This window comes from Streptomyces huiliensis (assembly GCF_020037025.1).
Lineage (GTDB): Bacteria > Actinomycetota > Actinomycetes > Streptomycetales > Streptomycetaceae > Streptomyces > Streptomyces huiliensis.
The window spans coordinates 1-4,094 of record NZ_JAIQLH010000230.1 but is presented as its reverse complement, the minus strand read 5'-3'; the positions used below and the strand labels follow the sequence as shown (position 1 = coordinate 4,094).

General features: G+C 74.3%; 6 protein-coding genes. 4 read left to right on the top strand and 2 right to left on the bottom strand.

What is annotated here, in order from left to right:
- A partial coding sequence (locus JNW98_RS29210) for a GntR family transcriptional regulator (protein ID WP_223771308.1) occupies positions 1 to 330 on the bottom strand: 330 nt, incomplete at its 3' end.
- A gap of 73 nt (positions 331 to 403) precedes the next feature.
- Here JNW98_RS29210 and JNW98_RS29205 point away from each other — a divergent pair.
- Together JNW98_RS29205 and JNW98_RS29200 are read left to right on the top strand one after the other, a co-directional pair.
- On the top strand, positions 404 to 829 hold the full coding sequence (locus JNW98_RS29205) for a carboxymuconolactone decarboxylase family protein (RefSeq protein ID WP_372459345.1): 426 nt from the start codon (positions 404 to 406) through the stop codon (positions 827 to 829).
- A complete protein-coding gene (locus JNW98_RS29200) occupies positions 826 to 2,025 on the top strand; it encodes an MFS transporter (protein ID WP_223771309.1) in 1,200 nt (399 codons plus the stop codon). Before JNW98_RS29205 ends, JNW98_RS29200 begins: the two co-directional genes overlap by 4 nt.
- A 186-nt stretch (positions 2,026 to 2,211) precedes the next feature.
- Here the strand turns inward: JNW98_RS29200 and JNW98_RS29195 are convergent, their stop codons facing one another.
- Positions 2,212 to 2,769 carry a MarR family winged helix-turn-helix transcriptional regulator gene (locus JNW98_RS29195; protein ID WP_223771306.1) on the bottom strand — a complete coding sequence of 186 codons (558 nt, stop codon included), beginning with the start codon at positions 2,767 to 2,769 and terminating at the stop codon, positions 2,212 to 2,214.
- Between the two features lie 88 nt (positions 2,770 to 2,857).
- Between JNW98_RS29195 and JNW98_RS29190 the strand changes: the two genes are divergently transcribed.
- Complete coding sequence (locus JNW98_RS29190; RefSeq protein ID WP_223771305.1) at positions 2,858 to 3,745, top strand: EamA family transporter; 888 nt, start codon at positions 2,858 to 2,860, stop codon at positions 3,743 to 3,745.
- A gap of 59 nt (positions 3,746 to 3,804) precedes the next feature.
- A partial coding sequence (locus JNW98_RS29185) for an NAD(P)-dependent oxidoreductase (RefSeq protein ID WP_223771304.1) occupies positions 3,805 to 4,094 on the top strand: 290 nt, incomplete at its 3' end.

The following is a 4,094-nucleotide window of genomic DNA, read 5'->3' as shown; positions in this document are numbered from 1 at the left end:
CGGCGGAACGGGCGCCTCGGCCGCGGCCCGCGGCGCCACGCTCGTCCCGGAGCCCTGCCGGGCGACGAGCCGGCCCTCGGCGACGAGCTCCGCGTACGCCTCGGCGACCGTGTTGCGGGCCAGGCCGAGGTCGGCCGCGAGCGAGCGGTACGGCGGCAGCCGGGTGCCGGGCGCGAGGCGTCCGGTGCGGATCGCGTCCCGCAGCGCGCGCGTCAGCCGCGCCTTGCGGGAGCCGTCGCCGGACAGCTCCAGGTGCAGATCGGCGCCGAGGGCGGACGGGCCGCCGGGCGACGTACCGCCCGGAGACGGATTGACCTTGATTTCCCGCATGGAAATGCACCCTATCCATGGTCTCCGGCGCTCCTACGGTGGACACATGACAGAGATCCACAGCAGTGAGCGCATGAACTTCCACGCCGTCGCCCCGAAGGTCTACAAGGCCGTCCTGGCCCTCGACGCGGCGGCCCGGCAGGGCCTCGACCCGGTCGTCCTCGAACTCGTCCAGATCCGCGCCTCGCAGCTCAACCGCTGCGCGTACTGCATCGAGTACCACACCACCGACGCCCGGAAGGCGGGCGAGACCGAGAACCGCGTCTACCAGCTCAGCGCCTGGGAGGACTCGCTCCTCTACACCGCCGCCGAGCGCGCCGCCCTGGCCCTGACCGAGGCCGTCACCCTGCTGCCCGGCGGCGTCCCGGACGACGTCTACGAGGAGGCGGCCCGGCACTTCGGCGAGGAGGAGCTGGCACGGCTCATCGCCGTCATCTTCACGGTCAACGTGTGGAACCGGATGAACGTCACCACCCGCAAGACCCCGGGCACCGAGTGACGTCCGTCGGCACCCCGCCGGCCACCGCCGGCACCGGGCCGTCGTCGCGGACGGGCTGGCCGGCCGTCCTGGCGGTGGCGCTGGGCATCTTCTCCCTGATGACCTCAGAACTGCTGCCCGTCGGGCTGCTCACCGCGGTCGCCTCGGACCTGGACGTCTCGGAGGGGACGGCGGGCCTGATGGTCACCGTCCCCGGGCTCGTCGCCGCCGTCTCGGCGCCCCTCGTCACCGTGGCCACGGGCCGCGTCGACCGGCGCCTGGTCCTGGGCGTGCTCATCGGCACGGTCGGGGCGGCCAACCTGGCCTCCGCCTTCGCCCCGGACATCACCGTCGTGCTGATCGCCCGGTTCCTGATCGGTGTCAGCGTGGGCGGGTTCTGGGCGATCGCCGGCGGCATCGCCGTGCGGCTGGTCCCGGAGCGGCACGTCGGACGGGCGACCGCCGTGATCTTCGGCGGGGTCGAGGCCGCGTCGGTCCTGGGCGTGCCCACCGGAACCCTGCTGGGCGACCTCAGCGGCTGGCGCACCGCCTTCGCCGTGGTGGGGGTGCTGGGGCTGGCCGCCCTGGCCTGCATGCTGTTCCTGCTGCCCCCGCTGCCGGCCGAGCGGACGGTCACCCTGTCCGGCCTTCCCCGCCTCCTCCGTTCCAACGGCGGGGTGCGCGCGGGCATCGCCGTGACGTTCCTCATCGTGACGGGCCACTTCGTGGCCTACACCTTCGTCCGGCCCGTGCTGGTGGAGGCGGGCGTCGCCGGCGGCACGGTCGGCGTACTGCTGCTGGTCTTCGGGGCCGCGGGCATCACCGGCAACTTCGTCGCCGGCTCCCTGGTCACCCGGCACACCCGCCGTGTCGTCATCGCCATCGGCGCGGTCCTGGCCGCCGCCATGGCGGCGCTCGCGGTCCTCTCCCCGGGGAGCGGGCCGGGCGCGGGTGCCCTGCTCGTCCTGTGGGGCCTCGGTTACGGCGCCGTCCCCGTCGGCCTCCAGACCTGGGTCCTCAAGGCGGCACCGGAGGCGACGGAGGCCGCGTCGTCCGTGTACGTGTCGGTGTTCAACCTGTCCATCGCACTGGGCGCGTTGCTCGGCGGCCTCGCGGTCGACGGCACGACGGCCGCGGCGGTCCTGTGGGCGGGCGCCGGGCTCACCGTCCTCGCGTCGGTGCTGGCGCTGAGCACGCCACGGGACTCCGTCCGCTGACGGCCGCTTCCGGCCGGCGGCGGCGCGCCGGGGCCGGCCTCGCGCCGGCTCCGTACGGGCTTCCTATACAGCTACCCGCCCGACACGCCACACGGGACCGGCATGACGAGCGGCGTGAAGGTCAAGGCGGGCCGCGCAAGACGGGCCGTGAAGGCCAAGACCGGCACCGCACACCCCGCAGCCGGATCAGACGGCGCAGCAAGCCCCACTCGTCCGCCCGGAGTTCCGGCAGCACGCCGCTCCCGCCGGCCCGGCCGGGCCCTCCAGGGACTCCAGCAACTCCCGCAGCGTCTCGACGAACTGGTCCCGCCGTTCACCGGTCAGCGCGGACAGCAGGCGCCGCTCGGTCGCGAGGTGCTCGGGCAGCACCCGGTCGATGAGCTCGCGGCCCTCGTCGGTCAGGGAGACGCGGACGCCCCGCCCGTCCTCCTCGTTGGGGGTGCGGAGCACGAGGCCGCGCCCCTCCAGGCGGTCGAGGCGCTGGCTGATCGCGCCGGAGGTCACCATGCCGGACTTCATCAGCTCGGTCGGCGTCAGGCGGTGCGGGGGCGCGCTGCGGCGCAGGGTGGCGAGGACGTCGAAGGAGGCGCTGTCGAGGTCGTGGGCGGCGAAGGTCCGTTTCAGCTCGGCGGAGACGACGCGTTGCAGCCGGCTCAGCCTCCCGATCACCGCCATGGGCGAGACGTCCAGGTCGGGCCGCTGGGCGGCCCACTGTTCCAGTACAAGGTCGACATGATCTGCCACTTCTCCAGCGTAGCAATACCTTAGCGGTGAGGTACATCACGCCGCGAGCCCATCGTCATTTAGCTTAGCGATGAGTAACTTTACCTTCGTGCTAAGCAAACGACTGCGGGTCCTCCTCCTCACCGCCCTCGCGCCGGCCCTCTGGGGCACCACCTACTACGTCACCACCGAGTGGCTGCCCCCGGGCCGCCCGCTGCTGGCGGCGGTCCTGCGGGCGCTGCCCGCCGGACTGGTCCTGGTGGCCCTCACCCGGCGGCTGCCGCGCGGCGACTGGTGGTGGCGCGCGCTCGTCCTCGGCACCCTCAACATCGGCGCCTTCTTCGCCCTCCTCTTCGTCGCCGCCTACCGCCTCCCCGGCGGCGTCGCGGCCACCGTCGGCTCCGTCCAGCCCCTGATCGCGGCCCTCCTCTCCGCCGGCCTCCTCGGCAACCGGCTCACCCCCCGCACCCTGATCACGGGGATCATGGGCGTCGTCGGCGTCGGCCTGCTCGTCCTCCGGGCCGAGGCGCGGCTCGACTGGGTCGGGGTCGGCGCCGCCCTGGGCGGGGCGATCCTGATGGCGACGGGCGTGGTGCTCAGCAAGCGCTGGCCGTCCCCGGCGCCGCTCCTCGCCACCACCGGCTGGCAGCTCGTGGCCGGCGGCGTGCTCCTCGTCCCGGTCGCCCTGCTCGTCGAGGGCCTCCCGCCCGCCGGCCTGACCGCCGGGAACCTGGCGGGGTACGGCTACCTGGCCGCCGTCGGCACCGCGCTGGCCTACGCCCTGTGGTTCCGCGGCATCCGCGAACTCCAGGCCACGGACGTGTCGTTCCTCGGCCTGCTCAGCCCGCTCGTCGCCACGGCCATCGGCCTGATCGCCGTCGGGGAGCGGCTCACCGTCCTCCAGTCGCTGGGCGCCCTGACCGTCCTCGGCTCCCTGGTCGCCGCACAGCTCCGGCCGTCGGGCGCCCGGCGCGAGGCCGCCGCGACCACCCGCTGAACCACTGATCCCCTCTTCCCCCACTGAGAACTTCCCCACTGACAACAAGGAGAACGACCATGCGCATCACCATCTTCGGCGCGGCGGGCAACGCGGGCGGCACCATCGCGGCCGAGGCCCTGTCCCGCGGCCACGAGGTCACCGCGGTGGTCCGGAGCGAGGCTCGCTTCGACCGGCTGCCCGCGGCGGCCGCCCACCGCACCGGCGACGCCGCCGACCCCGCCGACGTGGCCCGGCTGGCGGCCGGCCAGGACGTCGTCGTGAGCGCCGTCCGGCCCGCGCCGGGCCGGGAACAGGACCTGGTCACCGCCACCAAGGCGCTGCTCGCCGGCGTCGCCGGGACCGGTGC

Bases quoted from the DNA above. Each gene is read 5' to 3' on its own strand.
- JNW98_RS29205 (WP_372459345.1), top strand. From the start codon at position 404: ATGAACTTCCACGCCGTCGCCCCGAAGGTCTACAAGGCCGTCCTGGCC.